The organism is Janthinobacterium sp. HH104, from assembly GCF_001758715.1.
GTDB classification, from domain to species: Bacteria; Pseudomonadota; Gammaproteobacteria; order Burkholderiales; family Burkholderiaceae_D; genus Janthinobacterium; species Janthinobacterium aestuarii.
The window spans coordinates 91,240-112,471 of sequence record NZ_LRIB01000030.1; the positions used below are offsets into that span (position 1 = coordinate 91,240).

A 21,232-nucleotide genomic window follows, 5' to 3' on the forward strand; every position below is an offset into this window, starting at 1 on the left:
GAGCTGGAAACTGCCATAAAAACCGGAATCAGGTAAGCGGAATGGCGCACTGCAAATCACTATTTTCTCGCTATAAGCTTACCTCGGGGCAACTATAAAGTAAAGAGAGGATTGCCTCAAGGAATATTGATACATGGCAATATTTGGCTTTTTCATGTATTGTTCAGCACCGTAGCCATCGAGCATGCGATACGATGCGCAATCGTTTGCTTGCAGACCTGTCGGCAAGGCCAAGATGATGCTGTATTTAATTTCGGGCGATCCGTATAATTTGTTCTGCCACCGCAATACCGACATGACCACTACATGACAATCATTACCAAGACAGATCAAACTGTGCGCCATCAAGTCCTCGATTCCTGTCTGCTTGGACGTCCTGTCCATTTGCTGCATGTATTCGGCGCACAGCTGCGCGACGACCTGGCCGTGGCCCTGCGCCAGCCGATGAGCCGTCGCTACTGGGGCAATTTCCAGATCGACGCCGTGACCTTGTCGCGCGTGGAGAACGAAGACAGCGTGAACCGCTGGCTGAGTTTTTCCACGCCGGCCGGCCAGCCGGGCTTTGCGCTCGAACGGCAGATACTGTTGAGCGTGCTGAACTATCGCTACGGTAGTGCCGGCGCCAAGGGCGCGCTGCCCGATCCGGCGCAAGTGCGCGTGACGGCAACGGAAGAGCGCCTCGCTGTGGTGCTGGGACAACAGTTGGTCCACAGTTTGTTCACCCGCATCCACAAGAACCTGCAAACCCTGGGCAAGAGCAGCGACATCGACACCACTGCCGAGGTCGCCGTGCAGTCCGGCGTGCACCCGGCACGCGGCAGCTGGATCGTCACCGTGGCGCTCAGCGACGTCGAAGCGGGGCAGAGCGGCCAGTTCTGGTTCTCGCTGGACAAGCGCCTGATGGCCGACGTGCTGCGCGGCCTGCTGCCCGAGCGCGCGCAAGCGAAGAAAGCCTTGCGCGGCAGCGTACGCCCGCTCGCTTCGCGCCTGCAAGTGACCCTGGAAGGCCGGCTCGTCAGCAAGCAGGTGCAGCTGGGCGCCTTGTTCGACCTGCGCGTGGGCGACGTGATTCCAGTCAGCCTGAGCCGTACCGACGTCATGCTTGACGACTCCCGTTTATTTACAGCGGCTGTTTCCGAACACAAGGGCAAGCTCTGTTTAACCTCATTTGAAGATGTCGAATAATATGAATATCACCGATACCAACCAGAGCGAAACCCTGCTGGAAGACCTGGGCGATGACATGATCATCGACCAGGGCGACGTCTCCGACGTGGCCAGCACCCGCGCGCGCCGCGACATTCCGCAAATGATGCGCAAGATTCCCGTCACTCTGACCCTGGAAGTGGGCTCGGCCCGCATCTCGCTGGAAGAGTTGATGGCCATCGGCCCGGAAAGCGTGATCGAACTCGACATGCTGGCCGGCGAACCGCTGGTGATCAAGGTCAACGGCACACCGATCGGCCGTGCCGAAGTGGTGGTGGCCGGCGAGAACTATGGCCTGAAAGTCATCGACCTCGACGGCCTCAATCTCGACCTGATGACAGCATGAAGCTGGCGGTACCCGGCTTGAGCCGGCGCCGCGGCGCGCTGGCTGCCGCGCTGGCTGTCCCTGTTCTGATGCTGTGCTGCGGCGCGGCCGGCGCGCAGGACCTGCTCGCCGGCGTGGTGCCGGGCGCGAAGACCGACCTGTCGGTGAAGATGCAGATCCTCGTCGTCATGACCCTGCTCGGGCTGCTGCCCGTGATGGTCATGATGATGACCAGCTTTACCCGCTTCGTCATCGTGCTGTCGCTGCTGCGCCAGGCCCTCGGCCTGCAGCAGGGCTTGCCCAACCGTATCGTCACCGGCATCGCCCTGATTCTCACCTTGCTGGTCATGCGTCCCATCGGCGACCAGGTGTGGAAGGAAGCGTTCGTGCCGTACGACCGCGACCAGATCGGCATGCAGGAAGCCTTGAAAATTGCCGAAGTGCCCATTTCGCGCTTCATGCTGGCGCAGACGAGCAAGGCCGCGCTGGCGCAGATCGCGCACCTGGCCGGCGAACCGTCGAGCATGCGTCCGCAGGACCATAGTTTCACGGTCAAGCTGGCCGCGTTTGTATTGTCCGAACTGAAGACGGCGTTCCAGATCGGCTGCATGCTGTTCATCCCCTTCCTCATCATCGACTTGGTGGTGGCGTCCGTGCTGATGGCCATGGGCATGATGATGCTCTCGCCGCTCGTCATCTCGCTGCCGTTCAAGCTGCTGCTGTTCGTGCTCGTCGACGGCTGGACCCTGACCGTCAACACCTTAGTTACCAGCATACAGGGCTATTGACCGATGTTTACCCCTGAAGTCGCCGTCGACCTGATCATCGAAGCATTGCATGTCGTCATGCTGCTGGTGGTGATCCTGGTCGTGCCGGGTTTGCTCATGGGCTTGCTGGTCGCGCTGGTGCAGGCGGCCACATCGATCAATGAACAGACCATGAGTTTCCTGCCGCGCCTGCTGGTCACCCTGCTGGCCCTGATCCTGGCCGGACGCTGGATGGCCGGTTACCTGATGGATTATTGCGTGTCCATTTTTCAGCGCGCCGCCACCCTGGTCGGATAGCACCGCGCCATGGATCAGATTTTCAATCAGGTGCTGCCGTTTCTGCTGGCCGTGTGGTGGCCGTTCTGCCGCATCCTGGCCATGCTCAGCGCCTCGCCCGTGATCGGCGACGCGATGGTGCCCGTTCCTGTGCGGGTGCTGCTGTCGCTGGTGCTGGCGATCCTGATGCTGCCCGTGATGCAGGCGTCTGGCGTGTCGCAGGAATTGCTGAAGATCGATCCGTTTTCCCTGCACGCCCTCGTCGCCACCCTGGAGCAGGCCATCATCGGCTTCGTCCTTGGCCTGGCTTTCCACTTCGCCATGTCCGTCATGTCGGTGCTCGGCTACCTCGTGTCGAGCCAGGTGGGCTTTTCCATGGCCGTCATGAATGACCCGCTCAACGGCACCTCGTCGGACGTGATCACGGGTTTGCTCACCATCATGTGCATGATCGTGTTTTTCGCCATCGACGGCCACCTCGTGCTGACGGGCGTGATCGGCGCCAGCTTCACGGCCTGGCCCGTGGGACAGGGCTACGGGCCGCTGCTGCTGCAGACGGTGGCGTATAACGTGGCGTGGATCTTCGCCGCCGCCATGCTGCTGGCCTTGCCCATCGTCTTTTCCACCATGGTGGTGCAGCTGGGCTTTGGCTTCCTGAACCGGGTGGCGCCGTCGCTGAACCTGTTTTCGCTGGGTTTTTCCATGATCACCATGTTCGGCCTGCTGATGCTGATACAGATCGTGCGCTTTATCCCGGAGCACTATGTCGCCATGACGAACCGCGTGCTCGACATGATCCAGGAACAAATGCGGGTGGCCCATGGCGGATAGCAGCACGGGCGACAAAACAGAAAAGGCTTCAGCACAGAAGCTGAAGAAATCGCGCCAGGAAGGGCAGGTGGTGCGTTCGCGCGACCTGTCGACGGCGCTGGGCATCCTGATCAGCATGAAGGTCTTCATTTACCTGCTGCCCGGTTATCTGGTCAGCTTTCGCGAACTGTTCGCCATGTCCTTCATGCCGCTCGACAGCAAGGGCGCGCTGGAAAATGCCATGTCGATGGCGTTTACCACGTCGGTGGGCTTGCTGATCAAGATGATTGTGCCGCTGTTCTGCGTGCCTTTGTTTGTTGTACTCGGTTCCTTGATCCCTGGCGGCTGGGTCATCAGCACGAAGAACTGGGCGCCGAAGATGGAGCGCCTGAGTCCGGCCAAGAATCTGGGCCGCCTCGTGTCGCCCAAGCACGGCTTTGAATTCGGCTTGTCGATCGCCAAGGCCGCCGTGCTGGGCATGGTACTCGTGCACGTGAGCCGCTCCAGCCTGACGCAGTACGTGGATTTGCAACACCGGCCCCTGCAGCAGGCCATGCTCGATGGCTCGGCGCTGATGCTCGACGGCCTGATGGCGCTCATTTCCGTCTTCGTGCTGTTTGCCATCATCGACGTGCCGGCGCAGGCGTTTTTCTTTGCCCGCAACCAGCGCATGAGCAAGCAGGACGTCAAGGAAGAACATAAAAGCAGCGAGGGGCGGCCCGAAGTGCGCCAGCGCATCCGCCAGCTGCAGCAGCAGATCGGCCGGCGCAGCGTGCGCAAGACCGTGCCCGACGCCGACGTGGTGATCGTCAATCCCGAGCATTACGCCGTCGCATTGAAGTATGACCAGGACCGCGCCGAGGCGCCGTTCGTCGTTGCCAAGGGCGTCGACGAGATGGCGCTGTATATCCGGCAAGTGGCGAAGGAACACAATATCGAAACGCTGGAGTTGCCGCCGCTGGCGCGCGCCATCTACAACACCAGCCAGGTACAGCAGCAGATTCCCGTGCAGCTGTACCAGGCCGTGTCGCAGGTGCTCAACTACATACTGCAGCTGAAAGCATTCCGTACTGGGCAGCGCGCCGCCCAGCCCCCATTTCCCACCGAGGTGGTCGTGCCATCTCATTTGAGCGAGGTAGTACCTTCATGAATTTCCTGAACCGGTTGGTTGCCGAAATGCGCCGCCACAAGTTCGCCACGCCGCTGTTCCTGCTGGTGATCCTGGCGATGATCATCTTGCCGCTGCCGCCCGTGCTGCTCGATATCTTGTTCACTTTCAATATCGTGCTGGCACTGATCGTCATCCTCGTCAGCGTGTCGGCCAAGCGGCCGCTCGATTTCTCCGTCTTCCCGACGGTGATCCTGGCCACCACCATGCTCAGGCTGACCCTGAACGTGGCGTCGACGCGCGTGGTGTTGCTGCACGGCCATACGGGCGCGGATGCGGCCGGTAAGGTGATCGAGGCGTTTGGTAACGTGGTGATCGGCGGTAACTTCGTCGTCGGTATCGTCGTCTTCGTGATCTTGATGATCATCAACTTCGCCGTCGTCACCAAGGGCGCCGAGCGCATCTCGGAAGTGTCGGCGCGCTTTACGCTCGATGCCTTGCCGGGCAAGCAGATGGCGATCGACGCCGACCTGAACGCCGGCCTGATCAATCAGGAAAAAGCCCAGATCCGCCGCAAGGACGTGGCCGCCGAAGCGGATTTCTATGGCGCCATGGACGGCGCGTCGAAGTTCGTGCGTGGCGATGCCGTCGCCAGTATTTTGATCTTGATCATCAACATGGTCGGCGGCGTGGCCATCGGCTCGCTGATGCACGACCTGTCGTTCGGCGACGCCTTCCGCCAGTACGCGCTGCTGACCATCGGTGATGGCCTGGTGGCGCAGATCCCGGCGCTGCTGCTGTCGGCCGCGGCCGCCATCCTCGTAACCCGTATCAGCGATTCGGGCGACTTCGAACAGCAAGTGGCAGGCCAGGTGCTGACCTCGCCAACGGTGATCTACAGCGCGGCCGGCATGATGGTGGCGCTGGCCCTGATTCCGGGCATGCCGTGGTTCATGTTCATGACCTTTGCCGGCGTGCTGGCTTTTGTTGCCTGGCGCCTGACCAAGCGCGTGAAGGGGCCCGATGCGGCCGGCATGGCGGCCATCGAGGCGGCCTTGCGCGATGACAAGCCGGCTGAACTGGAATGGCAGCAATTGCCGGCCGTGCAGCCGCTGATGGTGATGCTCGGCTACAAGCTGGTCGGCATGGTGGATAAGACCCAGGGTGAACCGTTGAACAAGCGCGTCAAGGGTGTGCGCCAGAGCCTGTCCGAATCGATGGGTTTGCTGCTGCCGAATATCGGTGTGCGCGACGATCTGGCCCTGAAGCCGTCGCAGTACGCGATCGTGCTGTCGGGCACCGTGGTGGCGCAGGCGGAAGTGCAGGCCGACCGCCTGATGGCGATCCCGTCGCCGAACGTGTATGGCCAGCTCGACGGCATTCCCGGCATCGAACCGGCCTACGGCATGCCCGTCACGTGGATCGAACCGGGCGAAAAAGCACATGCGCTGGGCCTCGGCTACCAGGTCATCGAGGCGCCCAGCGTGATCGCCACGCACTTGTCGAAGATGGTGCGCGAATACTTGCCGGAACTGTTCCGCCACGAAGACGTGTCGAACATGATGGAGCGCCTGACGGCCCTGTCGCCCAAGCTCGCTGGCGCGCTGGACAAGGCGCTGACGCATACGCAGCTGCTGCGCGTGTTCCGCGTCTTGCTGGCGGAAAATGTGTCACTGAAGGATATCGTGCCCATCGCCACCACCTTGCTCGACAGTTCGGAAACGACCAAGGATCCGATTCTGCTGGCGGCCGAAGTGCGCTGTGCGCTGCGGCGCCAGATCGTCAGCGGCCTGTTCGGCCAGAAGATGGAAATGCAGGCGTTTAACCTGGGCGGCGAACTGGAAAACATGCTGCTTGGTTCCCTGAACCAGGCGCGCCAGTCGGGCAAGGTGACTTTGGACAACTATCCGATCGACCCGCATCTGCTGTCGCAGCTGCAAGTGAACATGCCGGTGGCGCGCGAGCAGATGAAGCAGCAGGCCACGCCGCCGCTGCTGCTGGTGCTGCCGCAGATCCGTCCGCTGCTGGCCCGCTATGCGCGCCTGTTCGCGCCTGGCCTGCACGTGCTGTCGTATAACGAGATCCCGGAAAACCGCGAAGTGAGCATCATCGGCACGGTGGGGTAAAATGAAAAACGGCGCTACGGGCGCCGTTTTTTTATGCCGCGTCAATCCTGCTCGTCGATGGGCGGCATCAGCTCGTGCTCCTGGCCGTCGGCCAGCAGCAGCACGGTGGCGCCTGGCGCCGTGTCTTCCTCGTCGCCATAGTCGTAACCGAACGGCGCCGCCACTTCCTTCGAGACGATGACGGGCTCCTCCTCGGCTTCGGCGGCGGGGGCTTGGGGCGCATCGGGATCGGCCGCCACTTCCGCTTCCGGCTGCGTCAGCAGCAGGGCCACTTCGGCCATGGCGCGGAACAGGGGCAGCGACAGCGAGGCGGCCCCCGCCTGCATCGGGTAGTTGCCGTGTACGCGCTGCGCATGCAACTGGCGGTTCAGGCGGCAGAGCACCAGGCGCAGGCCCGCGCGCCGTACGGCGTCGGCGATTTCGGGCAGGGCCAGGCGCAAATGGCGCAGCGCGGCTTCCTCGTCGGCGGCCAGTTCCAGCAGCACGCCGTCGCCGGACGGTTCCATCTGGATCACGACCCGGCCGATGCCGATGATGATCAGTTCGACGCGCAGCGCCACCTTGCCGCGCCGCCTCGGTGTTGCATCTTCGTCTTCGTCGCTGGCCAGCACGCGCAGCAGCAGGCGCTGGCCGCCCCAGCCATACACGGCAAAGCGCCACGCTTCGCTGTCGACCGTCAACGGCGGACGTGCGCCTTCGCGCAGCAGGGCCGGCTGCTGCTCGGCCATGAACAGGCTGCCCGGCACATGCTGGCCGCGCGCCTGTTCTTGCAGAGCCGCATATTGTTCGCCATACGTGCGCACCATCACGCGCCACGACGCGGCCAGCTGCGCCGCGTCGGGCGGCTGCCATATCAGCTGGCGCGTGAAGAACAGCTGGTTGACCTGCATGGCGCTGCTGTCGCGCGGCAGGGCGCCGCCCGTACCATCGGCATTGGGCTTGATGAGGGATGCCAGGCTGTCCTGTCCCTTCTGCTGCAGCTGGGCGGGCAGGGTGCCGGCGTCGGGCGCGGGCGCCATATAGGGGCCGATCGGCACCAGCGGCTGGACCACGCCCGGCACCATCGGCGTAGCGGGGCTGACGTCGAAGCGCTGGGTAATCAGGGGCACTGGATTGCCCGATGCAATGCGGTCTATCGCCATGCCATTGCTTCCTGCTGATACATATTCATCCGATCCGCCATCGCGTCCTACCGGTAATTATTGTAGTAAAGAAAGGATCAGCTTGCTCATGCTCTGGCTTTGCTTGAGCATGGCCGTGCTTGCTTGCAGCAGCATTTGCGCCGAGGTCATGTTGGCGCTTTCGGCCGCGTAGTCGACATCCATGATGCGGCCGATGGCGGCTTTGGTGTTGGTGACCATGTTGGACAGGTTATTGTAGATGTGTCCGAGCCGGTTCGCGGTGGCACCCAGCGCCGAGCGCACGCTGCCGACCTTGTCGACGGCCGCCGCCAGCATGTCGATCATGCCATTGGCGCTGCTGTTGCTGGCAAATTCGCTGCCGGCGGTGGCGCCTGGCGCGAAATTGACGGAGATCGCCTGTAGTGCCGCGTTGAGCGCGCCCATGTCGCCCGCCACGCTGAACTGCATGGTTTCGCTGCCGGTGGCGCCGATCTGGAACGTCAGGGCTTGCGACAGGGTACCCATGCCGGCGCTGCCGTTGCCCAGCAATAAAGTGCCGCCGTAGCGGGTATTCGTCATCACGTTGTACAGCTCGGCCCCCAGCGCATCGTATTCGCCCTGCATGGCCTCGCGGTCCTTCTGGTTCGACGAGGCGTCAGCTGCCTGGGTGGCCAGGTCCTTCATGCGCACGAGCATGCTGGTCACTTCGCCAAACGCGCCTTCGGCCGTCTGCAGCAGGGAAGTACTGTTTTGCGTGTTGCGCATGGCCACCGCCATGCCGCTGGTCTGGGCGCTCAGCCGGGTAGCGATCTGCAAGCCGGCCGCGTCGTCCATGGCCGAGTTGATGCGAAAGCCCGTGGAGAGGCGCGTCATCGACGTCGACAGCATTTGCTGTGCCCAGCCCATGGCCCGCTGGGCTGACAGTGCGGCAGTATTGGTATGAATGCTCAGCACGCGGCGGCTCCAGTGGACGATTGTTCGGTGTTCTACCTTGTATAGGCGACTATGCCGGCAACATCGTTAAACGTGATGGCAATTTAGTTCAATATGCCGGAAAGACCAGGAACCGCAGACGAAAAAAAAGCCAGACCGGAGTCTGGCTTCGATGAACTGGCCGCAAGCGGCCAAGTCGATATTATTGCAGCAGGGACATGACCATCGAGGACATGCTGTTGCTTTGTTTCAGCATCGCGGTACCAGCTTGCAGCAGCATTTGCGACGACGTCATGTTCGAGCTTTCGGTAGCGAAGTCGGTGTCCATGATGCGGCCGGTAGCGGCTTTGGTGTTGGTGGCGATGTTCGACAAGTTGGTGTTGACGTGGTCCAGACGGTTAGCCGTCGCGCCCAGTGCCGAACGCACGGTGCTGACGCTGTCGATGGCGGTAGCCAGCAGGCCGATGGTGGCGTTGGCGGTGGCGGTCAGTTCCGTTGCGCCCGTCGATGCTGCCGACGAGAAGTTTTTGCTCAGGCCGGTCAGGGCTGCGTTCAGCGCGGTCAGGTTGCCGGAAACGTCAAAGCTCATTTTTTCCGTCGAGCTTGCACCGATCTGGAACGTCATCGACGTCGACAGCGTGCCGGAGGCGGCAGCTGCGCCGTCGCCCAGCAGCTTGGTGCCGCCGAACGTGGTGTTGGTCATCACGTTGTACAGCTCTTGACCCAGTGCATTGTATTCAGCTTGCATGGCGGTCTTGTCGGCGCCGGTCGACGAAGCATCGGAAGCCTGGGTTGCCAAGTCTTTCATGCGCACCAGCATGTTGGTGACTTCAGCGAAAGCGCCTTCAGCCGTTTGCAGCAGCGAGGTGCTGTTTTGCGTGTTGTTCATCGCAACGGTCATGCCGCTGGTTTGTGCTTTCAGGCGGGTGGCGATTTGCAGACCGGCAGCGTCATCCATTGCCGAGTTGATACGGAAGCCGGTGCTCAGGCGCGTCATCGAAGTCGACAGTTTGGATTGGGTATTCGAGATCGAATTTTGTGCCGACAGGGAAGCAGCGTTGGTGTGAAGGCTCAGCATGGTGTCATTCCTAATTGGGTGGTTACGGTGAGGAGCGACGGTTTATCTGCTCCTATCAGTACAAGACGACCGTGCCGCCACCTTAATTAAATGCTTTAAGGAAATTTTTTAAAATAAATGGTATTTGTTGCTTCGCCGGCCTGTTTTGCTGGTGTTGCGACATGCTTGTGCCAGCCGCAGGCGAAAAAAAAGCCAGACCGGAGTCTGGCTTCGATGAGCTGGCCGCAAGCGGCAGGCCGATATTATTGCAGCAGGGACATGACCATCGAGGACATGCTGTTGCTTTGTTTCAGCATCGCGGTGCCAGCTTGCAGCAGCATTTGCGACGACGTCATGTTCGAGCTTTCGGTAGCGAAGTCGGTGTCCATGATGCGGCCGGTAGCGGCTTTGGTGTTGGTGGCGATGTTCGACAAGTTGGTGTTGACGTGGTCCAGACGGTTAGCCGTCGCGCCCAGTGCCGAACGCACGGTGCTGACGCTGTCGATGGCGGTAGCCAGCAGGCCGATGGTGGCGTTGGCGGAAGCGGTCAGTTCCGTCGCGCCGGTCGATGCGCCGCTCGAGAAGTTCGCGCTCAGGCCGCTCAGGGCAGTGTTCAAGGTCGACAGGTTGCCCGATACGTCGAAAGTCATTTTTTCGGTCGAGCTTGCACCGATCTGGAACGTCATCGACGTCGACAGCGTGCCGTCGGCAGCAGCGCTACCTTTGCCCAGCAGCTTGGTGCCGCCGAACGTGGTGTTGGTCATCACGTTGTACAGCTCTTGACCCAATGCATTGTATTCAGCTTGCATGGCGGTCTTGTCGGCTGCGGTCGACGAGGCATCGGAAGCCTGGGTTGCCAGGTCTTTCATGCGCACCAGCATGTTGGTGACTTCAGCGAACGCGCCTTCGGCCGTTTGCAGCAGCGAGGTGCTGTTTTGCGTGTTGTTCATCGCAACGGTCATGCCGCTGGTTTGTGCTTTCAGGCGGGTGGCGATTTGCAGGCCGGCAGCGTCATCCATTGCCGAGTTGATGCGGAAGCCGGTGCTCAGGCGCGTCATCGAAGTCGACAGTTTGGATTGGGTATTCGAGATCGAATTTTGTGCCGACAGGGAAGCAGCGTTGGTGTGAAGACTCAGCATGGTGTCATTCCTAATTGGGTGGTTATGGTGAGGAGCGACGGTTTATCTGCTCCTACCAGTACAAGACGACCATCGCTTCCACTTTATTAAATGCCGTGCGGAAATAATTTTTTACTTGCCTGAATGGCAAGCTGCGCAAGTTCAATCCACCGCGCCGCCGTGTTCCGCTTCCCATTGCCGGCGGCTGCTTTTCAGGATATCGATGACCAGCAAGGCCTTCGCTTCGTCGGCGCACAGGTCTTCCATGAACATGGCGTTATTGTTGCGTACCCATTCCAGTGGCATTTCCCACCAGGCCAGTTCCAGCAGCGCGGCACGGACTTTTTCCGTGAAGCGGTAGCGGATCAGGCGCGCCGGCGAGCCCACATAGATGCCATAAGGTTCCGAGCGGAAATTCGGCGGCAGCAGCGAGCGCGCGCCGATGACGCAGCCGTTTTCGATCACGCTGCCGCCCAGCACCATCACTTCGTCGCCGATCCACACATCGTTCTTGATCACCGTGTCGGCATACTGTGGCGGCGGCGTATTTTTCAATCCGCCGCCAAGGATCGACAGCATGAAGGTCGAGACCGTGCGCATTTCATGCTGGCCATTGAGGATGAAACTCAGGCGCGAGCCACCGGCTACATAGCGTCCGACGCACAGGCTTTGCTGTCCGCTGTCATATTTCACCAGCGAACCGACGCCGAAACAGGAGCCGCGCCCAATATAAAAGTGGCCGTTCTCCGGTTCCTGGTCCAGCCAGTTGCGGAAAAATTGATGGGGCAGGGTGCTGATGGCGCCATCCGCGTAGCCCAGCACCGTGAATTGGCCCGACCAGGCATGGTTCTCCGCTACGCCGGAAAAATTGGTTTCGGTGGAAATTTGCATCAGGCGATGTTCCGTATCACTTCTTGTTGCAGTGCGGGCGCGGCGATCATGGCGATAATGGCGTCCACGGTCGCCATCTCCAGATCCGGATAGATGGGCAGGCAGATCACTTGCGATGAGGCGAGCCGCGCCACGGGCAGGTTCGCGTGCGCGGCGGACGGCATGCCGCGGTACATGGGGAAGTCGCTGATGAGCGGGTAAAAATAGCGGCGCGCATAGATTTCCTGGTCGCGCAGGCGCTGGAACAGGGCGTCGCGCGACAGCGGATAATCGGGGCCGACCAGGATGGGGAAATACGCGTTGTTGGCGGCCTCGGCATCGCCTTGCTGCACGCAGGTGATGCCATCGATGCCAGCCAGTTGCTGGCGGTAATGCGCATCGATCGCCTTGCGTTTCTGGCGCGCGCCGTCGATGCCCTTGAGCTGCAGCAAGCCGAAGGCGGCATTGATTTCGCTCATCTTGCCATTGATGCCGGCGGCAACGACCGTGACCTCATCGACGAAGCCGAAGTTTTTCAGGTGGTCGATCCGTTGCTTGGTCTTGGCGTCGGGGCAGACGATGGCGCCGCCTTCGAAGGTGTTGAAGATCTTGGTGGCATGAAAGCTGATTACGGAAAGGTCGCCGTGATTGAGCACGCTGCCGCCCCGGTGGCGCACGCCAAACGCATGCGCGGCATCGTAGATCACCTTCAGGTTGTAGTTGTCGGCAATTTTCTCGATGGCTTCGATATCGCATGGCCGGCCGTAGCAATGCACGGGCATGATGGCGGTGGTCTGCGGCGTGATGGCCGCCTCGATTTTGCTCGGGTCGAGGTTCAGGCTGTGCGGCTCGATGTCGGCAAAGACGGGCTTGATGTTATTCCACAGCAGCGAATGAGCGGTGGCGACAAACGAATACGGCGTCGTGATGACTTCGCCGTTGATGCGCAGCGCCTGCAAGGCCGTCATCAATGCCAAGGTGCCATTGGCGAACAGGCAGATGTGCTTGACGCCCAGGTAGTCGCACAGCGCCTGTTCCAGTTGCTGGTGGAACGGGCCGCCATTGGTCAGGATCTTGTTGTTCCAGATCGTTTCCAGATACGGCAGGAAATCCTCCAGCGGCGGCAGCAGGGGCTGGGTGACATACACGGGTTTGTTTTTTTGAGCGCTCATCATAATCCGATCGGCGGGTTGGGTACGGCCACGGGTGCTTCGAACGAGATGGGCGGCAAGCCCTCGCACCAGCGTTGCCAGATGATGCGCAAGCCATTTTCCAGGCCTTCCGTAATCAGCTTGGGTTTGCCCAGGACCGAGCGTTCCAGGCGGTGCCGCATGCTGAAGCGGTAGGCGCCCAGCAGCATGGGGTTGGCCGCCATGGCCACGCTCTTGCGCACGAGATCATCTTCGTCGGTGGCAATAAAGTCATCGAGTTCGACCTGGCGCATGATCATGTTGCCGGCGCGGCTAGGCATGGTCGGGCCTGCTGTCGTGAGGGTGGGCACGCCCATCCACAGCGCATGCAGCGTTGTCGTGCTGCCGCAATACGGGAAGGCGTCGAGGCAGATATCGATGCGGTGATGGATGGCCATGAATTGGGCCATGCCCGTGCGTCCTTCGAAGGTCAGGCGCTCCGGCGCAATGCCTTCCTCCGCGAACCAGGCCGCCAGTTGCGGCGGCGCTTCCGATTTCGGCATGGCCGCCACGATCATCTTGGAATCGGGGACGGCGCGCAGCACCCTGGCCCAGCGCGCGATGACCTGGCGATTGATTTTATTGGTACGGTTGAAACTGCCAAACGTGATGTGGCCATTGGTCAATACGGGCGCGGGCTGGACGCTGGGCGCCAGCTTGGACGGCAGGAAGGGCACGCAGGCGGGCAGCAGCAGCAGTTTCTCGGAGAATTGGTCGCCTAATTCGTCCGGTGGCGTGAAGTGCTGATCACCCAGATAGTAATCGATCGATTGCAGTCCCGTCGTGAGCGGGTAGCCGATCCAGCTGGCCTGGACAGGGGCCGGCTTGGCGGCAAACATGAGCAGCCGGTTCTTGCCCGTGTGGCCGGACAAATCGATCAGGATGTCGATGCCATCGTCGCGGATCAGCTGGCCCAGGTCAGGATCGGACAGGTGTTCCACCTGGCGCCAGTGGGGAATGACTTCCCGCAGGCGCTCCGTGATGTCGTCATTGCACGGATTGTTGTGGTAGGCATACAGCGACAACTGGGCGTCATCGGCGATATTTTCCAGTATCGGAATGAGAAAGTGCGGCACCGGATGGTTGTGCAGGTCGCCCGACACGAAGCCGACTTTCAAGGTGCGCAGCGGGTCGCGGCTGTTGCTGTGCTCCCCGCGTCCTTTGGCGATATGCGTTTCAAAGGTGTCGCTGAAGCGCTGATGCTCGGCAAAGAGCGCCTGGGGATCGATCTCGGTGCTATGCGACAACAGGAACAGGTAGTTGCTGAACAGGGTTTCCCACAGCGGGCAGACGGCCAGGCCCTTGCGGCAGGTTTCAATCGCTTCTTCTATCCTGCCGATATTGCTGAAAGTGGCGCTGATATTGACGTAGGCGTCGCGATAGTCGGGATTGATTTCCAGTGTCTTGTGGTAGCACTCGAGCGCGAGCAGCTGCTCGTTCATGAGCACGTAGCAATTGCCGAGTGCGAAGTGGGCGCGCTCGAATGCTGGATCGATAGCGAGTGCTGCCAGATAAGTCTGTTTTGCGTGTTCCAGTTGCTTCTGCGCCTGCTGCGTCGAGCCCAGGTTGCACAGCGCCGAGATGTTTTTCGGTTCCAGTTCGAGCGCGCACTCATAGGCGGCGGTGGCTGCGTCGTATTGCTCCAGTTCTTGCAGGGCGACGCCCATGTGGTTGTGCGTTTCGCTATCGTCGGAATCGAGTTCCAGGGTGCGGCGGTATGCCTCCACCGCGAGCGGATAGCGCTTGATGGTGCTGTAGTAATCGGCCAGCTGCCTGTGGTTCGCGGCGTTGCCGGGAGCCAGGTCGATGGCAAGCTTGAAATACTTCAAGGCATTGTCATGGTCTTCGGCGGCGCCGTAGGCAATGGCGAGCTGGCCGCAGGCTTGCGCGTCGTCCGGCTGCAGGCGCAGCACTCTTGCGCAGTACTCGATGGCCGCCGTGTAATTCTTCTGTTTGCATTGAAGCAATCCCAGATTGCTCAGCGCCTGGGTGAAATCGCTATCGAGCGCGATCGCCTGCTCGTACGCGGCGATCGCTTCCTCCGGCTGCTCCAGCGACTGGAGGGCGCGTCCCAGGTTGTTGTGCAGTTTGGCGTCGTCGGGATGCAGTGCGATGGCGCGGCGGTAGCTGGTCACGGCGCCCGCGTAGTCTTGGGCTCCATGCAGCGCCGCGGCCAGATTGGCATGCGCCGCCGTGGTCTGGGGCGCCAATTGCAGTACGGCCCGGTAGCTGACGATGGCCGCTTGCCATTGCTGCAGGTCTTGCTGGGCGTTGCCCAGATTCAGATAGATGTCGGCGTCGCCCGGTAGCAGGGCCAGCGCGCTTTGATAGCAGGCGATGGCTTCGGCGCTGCGCTGCATCGCTTGCAGTGTATTGCCGAGATTGAAGTGGCCCTTGGCGTAATCGGGACGCAGTGCCAGCGCTTGCCGGTATGCCTGTTCAGCCTGCTCCAGCTTGCCTTGCGCCTGCAGGGCCGCCGCCAGGTTGCCATGCGCTTCGACAAAGTCCGGATTCAGTTCCAGCGCCCGGGCATAGCTGTCGATCGCCTGGTCGTACATGCCCCGTTCCTGCCATGCGGTGCCCAGGTTGCCATGCGCTTCGGCATCGTTGGGTGCCAATTGCGTGGTTTTTTGCAGGGCCTCGAACGCATCCTTGCCCTGCAATTGCAGGGCGGTGCCCAGCACGCTCCAGGCAAAATCGGAGTCGGGATAGCGCTGCGTCAGGGCGTGGCTGGCCGCCTCCAGTTCGGCATGGTGGCCGGCTTGATACAGCGCAATGACGTGCTGCGTTTCCTGCGCTGTCGGCGTGCCGGCGATCGCCGTTTCGATGCGGCTGCGCAAGCCTTGCGACTGCTCGTTGTCGAGACCGCGCGCGATGGCCGACGTGACGATCTCCAGCGCCTGTTCGCGTTCGCCGGCCTTGAGCAAACCATCCGCATACGACAGCCAGAACTGGCCTTCGTCGGGGTTGACCGACAGCGCCTTGTGCAGATACGGCAAGCCGGCCTCGTATTGCCCGACCTGTCCTGCCAATAAGCCCATATTGTGGTTGGCGATGGCGTGATACGGCTGCGCCTGCAAAATCGCCAGGTAAAGCTCTTCCGCCTCGGCATAACGGCCAGCCTGATGTTCGGTGATTGCCTGCTGCAATTCGGCGTCGAGGGGCACTGCGGGAAGGGCGTTTGCGTTCATGGGCGGGCGGAAGGTGAAATAGTTAGCAGAGGGAATTGTAACTGGTGAAAGTGCTTCTGAGAAACTTTCCAGGTGGAATTTATCCAGGAATGCTGTCGCAATGCAAACTTGGTGTTGCTGGCTGGTCAAAGCGCGGGGAAAAGTGGCTGTTTTAAAAACCTTGCAGGCGGATGGGCGGCATGCCTTGTGCCGGGCTGCTGGTATGATGCCCGTGAATTGGCGCCTTCCTTGCCGGGCGGTCGCTGTCCGATATCGTTCACTTTTCAGCTGGGATATGCAAAACATTTTAATCATTGGCTCGTCGGGCCATGCGAAGGTCGTCATTGACGTGGTCGAACGCCAGGGGGTCTTTCATATCGCCGGCTTGATCGATGCGTTCCGGACGATCGGTGAGGAAACCTCGGGCTATCGCGTCCTGGGCGCCGAGTCCGATCTACCGGTCCTGGTGGAGCAGCTGGCCGTGGCAGGATTACTGGTGGCCATCGGCGACAACTTCGTGCGGGCAAGCGTGACGGCCCGCGTGGCGGCATTGTGCCCGCAACTGCCATTCGTCAGCGCCGTGCATCCGCAGGCCTGTGTCGCCAGGACCGTGCACATCGGTGCGGGCAGCGTGGTGATGGCAGGGGCGGTGATCAATCCCGGCTGCGACGTCGGGCATGGCTGTATCGTCAACACGCGCGCCTCGCTTGATCACGATTCCGTGATGGAGGCGTTTTCCAGCCTGGCGCCTGCCGCTGCGACAGGCGGCAGTTGCTTCATCGGCACGTGCAGCGCCCTGGGCATGGGCGCCTTGCTGCTGCAGCGCATGCGCATAGGCAGTCACTGCGTGGTCGGCGCCGGTGCCGTGGTGACGCGGCCCGTGGCCGATTTGTGCGTCAGCTATGGCGCACCGGCAAAAACGATACGCAGCCGCCTGGCTGGCGACAAGTATCTGTAAGCTCGCGGCAGCCGCAGCGCGGTAGCGCTGCCGCTGCATGCCGGGCGACCGGCTTACATATTCGGATAGTTCGGCCCGCCGCCGCCTTCCGGTGTCACCCACACGATGTTCTGCGTCGGGTCCTTGATGTCGCAGGTTTTACAGTGTACGCAGTTCTGCGCATTGATCTGCAGGCGTTCGGCGCCGTCGTCGTTCTTCACGAACTCGTACACGCCGGCGGGACAGTAACGGGCTTCCGGTCCCGCGTACGTGGCCAGGTTGACGTCGACGGGCACGCTGGCGTTTTTCAACGTCAGGTGGATAGGCTGGTCTTCCGCGTGGTTCGTGTTCGAGATGAACACGGACGACATCTTGTCGAAGGTCAGCTTGCCATCGGGTTTCGGATACACGATCTTTTTCGACTGGGCCGCCGGTTTCAGGCATTCGTGGTCGCCATGCGAGTGGTGCAGGGTCCACGGCGCCTTGCCGCGGAAGATCAGCTGGTCGATGCCCGTCATCAGGCTGCCCAGGTACAAACCTTTCGACAGCCATGGCTTGACGTTGCGCGCCACATGCAGCTCTTCATGCAGCCAGGATTTTTCAAAGGCGACAGGGTAGCTCGTCAGTTCATCGTGCTGGCGCTGTTCGCCCAGCGCGCCAAAGGCCGCGTCCGCCGCCAGCATGCCGCTCTTGATGGCCGCGTGGCTGCCCTTGATGCGGCTCATGTTCAAAAAGCCCGCATCGCAGCCGATCAGCGCGCCGCCGGCAAACACCAGTTTCGGCAACGATTGCAGGCCGCCGGCCGCGATCGCCCGCGCGCCGTAGGAAATACGCTTGCCGCCTTCGAAGAACTTGCGGATTTCCGGATGCGTCTTGTAGCGCTGGAATTCCTCGTACGGCGACAAATACGGGTTTTCGTAGTTCAGTCCGACCACGTAGCCCACCATCACCTGGTTGTTTTCCAGGTGGTACAGGAAGGAGCCGCCATAGGTTTTCGTGTCCAGCGGCCAGCCGCTCGAGTGGATCACCAGACCAGGCTTGTGCTGGGCCGGATCGATTTCCCACAATTCCTTGATGCCGATGCCGTACGACTGGGGATCCTTGCCAGCGTTCAAGTCATACTTGGCCATCAATTGCTTGCCCAGGTGGCCGCGCGCGCCTTCGGCGAACAAGGTGTACTTGGCGTGCAATTCCATGCCCAGCTGGAAGTCGGGACCCGGTTCGCCATCGCGCTTGACGCCCATGTTGCCGGTCGCCACGCCTTTGACGGAGCCGTCGTCGTTGTAGAGGATTTCCGCGGCAGGGAAGCCGGGGAAGATTTCCACGCCCAGGTTTTCCGCCTGCTGGCCCATCCAGCGCACCACATTGCCCAGCGAGACGATGTAGTTGCCGTGGTTTTCAAAGCAGGCCGGCACGGCGAAGCCTGGCGTTTTATACGCTTTCGTTTCGGTCAGGAACAGGATGCGGTCTTCCGTCACTTCCGTGTTCAGGGGCGCGCCCAGTTCTTTCCAGTTCGGTATCAGTTCGGTCAGCGCTTTCGGGTCCATGATGGCGCCCGACAGGATATGCGCGCCCAGTTCGCCGCCTTTTTCCAGCACGCAGACGGACACTTCCTGGCTCTTTTCAGCGGCCAGCTGCTTCAGGCGGATCGCCGCGGCCAAGCCTGCGGGGCCACCGCCGACGATCACCACGTCATACTCCATGGTTTCGCGCGGTCCGTACTGTTCAACTAAGTTATTAGGCTGTGTCATGGTCTCGATTGTCAGTCACTCAATTAGGTAGCAAGGATAGGGAATAAAGCATCATCGGGGAAATTTAAGCACGAGTGTGCTTGTTTTTGGCGAGGATTGCAACTTTGGCGCCATTTTGCGTGACATTGCCCCTCGCCGCAATCTAAATCCGGCCATTTTGTGTAATGATGGCGTTTACTTTTGCTCGAGTGCGCTGCGGGGGAATTTGCCCGATTGCCATAGGCACGGCGTAAAGTGTTGTCTAAAATAAAACAGGAGTAGCTCGTGGGCATAGAAGTCAATTTCGAGGGCAAGATTGCCCTGATTACCGGCGCATCGAGCGGCCTCGGCGCGCGCTTTGCGAAAGTGCTGGCCCAGGCCGGCGCACAGGTCGTGCTGGCGTCGCGCCGCACCGAACGCCTGAAGGAATTGCGCGCCGAAATCGAAGCCGATGGCGGCGCCGCGCACGTGGTGTCGCTCGACGTGACCGACTTCGCCAGCATCAAGTCGGCCATCGCGCATGCGGAAACGGAAGCGGGTCCCATCGATATCCTCGTCAATAATTCCGGTGTCTCTACCACGCAACGCCTGGTCGACGTCACGCCCGAAGATTACTCGTTCGTGATGGACACCAATCTGCGCGGTTCGTTCTTCGTGGCCCAGCAAACGGCCAAGCGCATGATCGCGCGCGCCAAGGGCGACCCGAAGAAACAGCACCGCATCATCAATATCGCTTCGATGGCGGGCTTGCAGGTGTTGCCGCAGATCGGCGTGTATTGCATGAGCAAGGCGGGCATGGTGCACATGACGCGCGCCATGGCCGTGGAGTGGGGCAAATACGGCATCAACACGAACGCCATCTGCCCCGGCTACATTTCCACGGAAATCAATGAAGATTACTTTGCCACCGAGCAGGGCAAGAAGCTGATCGAAATGCTGCCGAATAAACGTCCGGGCAAGCCGGAAGACCTCGACGGCCTGCTGCTGTTGCTGGCGGGCGAGGATTCGCATTTCATCAACGGCGCCATCATTTCCGCTGACGGTGGCATGAGTACCTTCTAGCGCTGCAGCTGCAGTCCCACCAGCTTGTGCACGAGCTCGGACGACGTCGACGCGGCGAACTTGCGCATCAGCTTGGCGCGGTGCATTTCCACCGTGCGGGGGCTGAGGTCGATCTGGCGGGCGATGACCTTGCTGGTCTTGCCTTCCACCAGCAGGGCGGCGATTTCGCGCTCGCGCGGGGTCAGTTCCGCCGTCACGGGACGTTTCTCGCTGACATCCTCGAACGTCCAGATGCCCGGCCCCAGCGGTTCCTGCGGCAGCATGGCGTGGCCCGTGACGTGGCACCAGAACAATTCTCCATTACTGCGGCGCATGATGCGCTCGTCCGAATAGCGTCCCCTGGCGTTCATGATGGGAATGATGCGGTCACCGGTGCGCAGGAATTCGTCGTGCGTGGGGTAGAGTACTTCGAACGACTGGTCGTCCAGTTGGGCGCGCGCATAGCCGAACATGGCCGCCAGCGCTTCGTTGCAGCTACGCATGATACGGTTTTCCGACATGCACATGCCCACGGGCGCGTGCAGGAAGATGCTTTCATAGTCGATGGCTGACGCGGCGTTCATCTGATACGTATCACTCTCACAGGGGGATTGCCGGCACGGCGCCGGTAGTTCTACGGTATTGTACTTTCCACTCGCGTATTTTATGCTGAGTCGCTGCCTGAGTCATGGACTCAAGACCAAAGCTTAACAAAAGATAGAGGGACACCCATGAATAAAGTTTATCCTGACGCCGCCTCGGCGCTGGCCGGTATCGTCCAAGATGGCCAGACCATCGCCGTCGGCGGCTTCGGCCTGTGCGGCATTCCCGAAGCCCTGATCGGCGCCTTGCGCGATTCGGGCGTGACGGGCCTGACCGCCATTTCGAATAACGCGGGCGTGGACGGCTTCGGCCTGGGCCAGCTGTTGACCACGCGCCAGATCAAGAAAATGATCGCCTCCTACGTGGGTGAAAACAAGGAATTCGCGCGCCAGTACCTGGCCGGCGAACTGGAACTGGAATTCACGCCGCAAGGCACCCTGGCCGAAAAACTGCGCGCCGGCGGCGCCGGCATCCCGGCCTTCTTTACCAAGACGGGCGTGGGCACCATCGTTGCCGACGGCAAGGAGCTCCGCGAATTCGACGGCGAGCAATACGTGATGGAACGCAGCCTCGTGGCCGACGTGGCGCTGGTCAAAGCCTACATGGCCGACCGCGCCGGCAATTTGGTCTACCGCAAGACGGCGCGCAATTTCAACCCGAACGTGGCTATGGCCGGCAAGATCACCATCGTCGAAGTGGAAAAACTGGTCGAAGTGGGCGAGATCGACCCGGACCAGGTCCACACGCCGAGCATCTTCGTGCACCGCATCGTGGTCAACGCGAACCCGGAAAAACGCATCGAGCAGCGCACCGTGCGCACCGAAGCATAAAACAGAATACGGAG

At 61.0% G+C, this 21,232-nt stretch carries 19 protein-coding genes; 10 read left to right on the forward strand and 9 right to left on the reverse strand.

What is annotated here, in order from left to right; translation table 11 throughout:
• Positions 1–306 precede the first annotated feature (306 nt).
• Genes JAB6_RS12405 through JAB6_RS12435 form a run of 7 tightly spaced genes read left to right on the forward strand, consistent with a single transcriptional unit; the run spans position 307 to position 6,618 of the window.
• The gene (locus JAB6_RS12405) at positions 307–1,185 is read left to right on the forward strand and encodes a FliM/FliN family flagellar motor switch protein (protein WP_070303089.1); all 879 of its coding nucleotides are present in this window, start codon (positions 307–309) and stop codon (positions 1,183–1,185) included.
• A gap of 1 nt (position 1,186) precedes the next feature.
• On the forward strand, positions 1,187–1,552 hold the full coding sequence (locus JAB6_RS12410; RefSeq protein WP_034757866.1) for a FliM/FliN family flagellar motor switch protein: 366 nt from the start codon (positions 1,187–1,189) through the stop codon (positions 1,550–1,552).
• The gene (gene fliP, locus JAB6_RS12415) at positions 1,549–2,319 is read left to right on the forward strand and encodes a flagellar type III secretion system pore protein FliP (RefSeq protein WP_070303090.1); all 771 of its coding nucleotides are present in this window, start codon (positions 1,549–1,551) and stop codon (positions 2,317–2,319) included. Before JAB6_RS12410 ends, fliP begins: the two co-directional genes overlap by 4 nt.
• Before the next feature lie 3 nt (positions 2,320–2,322).
• Complete coding sequence (locus JAB6_RS12420; protein WP_034757874.1) at positions 2,323–2,595, forward strand: flagellar biosynthetic protein FliQ; 273 nt, start codon at positions 2,323–2,325, stop codon at positions 2,593–2,595.
• Between the two features lie 9 nt (positions 2,596–2,604).
• Positions 2,605–3,405, forward strand: coding sequence for a flagellar biosynthetic protein FliR (locus JAB6_RS12425; protein ID WP_034757878.1), 801 nt, complete (start codon positions 2,605–2,607; stop codon positions 3,403–3,405).
• Positions 3,395–4,534, forward strand: coding sequence for a flagellar biosynthesis protein FlhB (locus JAB6_RS12430; RefSeq protein WP_034757880.1), 1,140 nt, complete (start codon positions 3,395–3,397; stop codon positions 4,532–4,534). The genes JAB6_RS12425 and JAB6_RS12430 overlap by 11 nt, the downstream gene beginning before the upstream one ends.
• Entirely contained in the window at positions 4,531–6,618 is a 2,088-nt protein-coding gene (locus JAB6_RS12435) for a flagellar biosynthesis protein FlhA (protein ID WP_034757882.1), read from the forward strand. The genes JAB6_RS12430 and JAB6_RS12435 overlap by 4 nt, the downstream gene beginning before the upstream one ends.
• Positions 6,619–6,659: 41 nt before the next feature.
• Here JAB6_RS12435 and JAB6_RS12440 read toward each other — a convergent pair whose 3' ends face one another.
• The 7 genes from JAB6_RS12440 to JAB6_RS12470 form a co-directional block, all read right to left on the reverse strand.
• The gene (locus JAB6_RS12440) at positions 6,660–7,760 is read right to left on the reverse strand and encodes a hypothetical protein (protein WP_070303091.1); all 1,101 of its coding nucleotides are present in this window, start codon (positions 7,758–7,760) and stop codon (positions 6,660–6,662) included.
• A 57-nt stretch (positions 7,761–7,817) separates the two neighbouring features.
• Positions 7,818–8,693, reverse strand: coding sequence for a flagellin (locus JAB6_RS12445; RefSeq protein ID WP_034757885.1), 876 nt, complete (start codon positions 8,691–8,693; stop codon positions 7,818–7,820).
• Between the two features lie 181 nt (positions 8,694–8,874).
• Positions 8,875–9,750, reverse strand: coding sequence for a flagellin (locus JAB6_RS12450; RefSeq protein ID WP_070303092.1), 876 nt, complete (start codon positions 9,748–9,750; stop codon positions 8,875–8,877).
• A gap of 242 nt (positions 9,751–9,992) precedes the next feature.
• Entirely contained in the window at positions 9,993–10,868 is an 876-nt protein-coding gene (locus JAB6_RS12455; RefSeq protein WP_070303093.1) for a flagellin, read from the reverse strand.
• Positions 10,869–11,009: 141 nt separating this feature from the next.
• Positions 11,010–11,738 (reverse strand): acetyltransferase, encoded by a 729-nt coding sequence (locus JAB6_RS12460; RefSeq protein ID WP_070303094.1) that lies wholly within the window; start codon positions 11,736–11,738, stop codon positions 11,010–11,012.
• Positions 11,738–12,889, reverse strand: coding sequence for a DegT/DnrJ/EryC1/StrS aminotransferase family protein (locus JAB6_RS12465; RefSeq protein WP_175444536.1), 1,152 nt, complete (start codon positions 12,887–12,889; stop codon positions 11,738–11,740). The genes JAB6_RS12460 and JAB6_RS12465 overlap by 1 nt, the downstream gene beginning before the upstream one ends.
• Positions 12,889–16,098, reverse strand: a complete 3,210-nt coding sequence (locus JAB6_RS12470) for a tetratricopeptide repeat protein (protein ID WP_175444537.1) — start codon at positions 16,096–16,098, stop codon at positions 12,889–12,891. Before JAB6_RS12470 ends, JAB6_RS12465 begins: the two co-directional genes overlap by 1 nt.
• Before the next feature lie 274 nt (positions 16,099–16,372).
• Here JAB6_RS12470 and JAB6_RS12475 point away from each other — a divergent pair, with 274 nt between their 5' ends.
• Positions 16,373–17,035 carry an acetyltransferase gene (locus JAB6_RS12475; protein ID WP_070303097.1) on the forward strand — a complete coding sequence of 221 codons (663 nt, stop codon included), beginning with the start codon at positions 16,373–16,375 and terminating at the stop codon, positions 17,033–17,035.
• Positions 17,036–17,088: 53 nt separating this feature from the next.
• Here the strand turns inward: JAB6_RS12475 and JAB6_RS12480 are convergent, their stop codons facing one another.
• Positions 17,089–18,765, reverse strand: coding sequence for an electron transfer flavoprotein-ubiquinone oxidoreductase (locus JAB6_RS12480; RefSeq protein WP_175444538.1), 1,677 nt, complete (start codon positions 18,763–18,765; stop codon positions 17,089–17,091).
• A 264-nt stretch (positions 18,766–19,029) separates the two neighbouring features.
• On the opposite strand from JAB6_RS12480, the gene JAB6_RS12485 reads away from it, so the two are divergent.
• Positions 19,030–19,806, forward strand: coding sequence for an SDR family oxidoreductase (locus tag JAB6_RS12485; RefSeq protein WP_034752351.1), 777 nt, complete (start codon positions 19,030–19,032; stop codon positions 19,804–19,806).
• Here JAB6_RS12485 and JAB6_RS12490 read toward each other — a convergent pair.
• The gene (locus JAB6_RS12490; RefSeq protein ID WP_034752350.1) at positions 19,803–20,369 is read right to left on the reverse strand and encodes a PAS and helix-turn-helix domain-containing protein; all 567 of its coding nucleotides are present in this window, start codon (positions 20,367–20,369) and stop codon (positions 19,803–19,805) included. The two genes, JAB6_RS12485 and JAB6_RS12490, sit on opposite strands and share 4 nt — an antisense overlap.
• A gap of 147 nt (positions 20,370–20,516) precedes the next feature.
• On the opposite strand from JAB6_RS12490, the gene JAB6_RS12495 reads away from it, so the two are divergent.
• On the forward strand, positions 20,517–21,218 hold the full coding sequence (locus JAB6_RS12495) for a CoA transferase subunit A (RefSeq protein ID WP_070303098.1): 702 nt from the start codon (positions 20,517–20,519) through the stop codon (positions 21,216–21,218).
• Positions 21,219–21,232: the final 14 nt, after the last annotated feature.